1 pseudogene is annotated in these 212 nt (G+C 46.7%); it reads left to right on the forward strand.

Going from position 1 to position 212, the window contains the following annotated elements:
- Positions 1 to 212: pseudogene (locus HMPREF2886_RS32970) on the forward strand (N-acetyl-gamma-glutamyl-phosphate reductase); the annotation flags it as partial.

The raw sequence follows: 212 nt of genomic DNA on the forward strand, positions 1-212 counted from the left end.
ACAATACTATGGATTCGAGCATAAGAATACTGATTGGTTATCACAGGCGGTTTATGGTCTTGCCGAATGGAACGCTGATCAGATTAGTCAGGCTCAACTTATTGCTGTGCCGGGTTGTTATCCCACCGTTTCTCAGCTGTCGTTAAAGCCATTAGTTGAAGCGGGGTTATTAGACAGCACTCACTGGCCTGTTATCAATGCCACCAGCGGTG

It is taken from the genome of Pseudomonas sp. HMSC066A08 (genome assembly GCF_001813025.1).
In the GTDB taxonomy this organism is placed as follows: Bacteria; Pseudomonadota; Gammaproteobacteria; order Pseudomonadales; family Pseudomonadaceae; genus Pseudomonas; species Pseudomonas aeruginosa.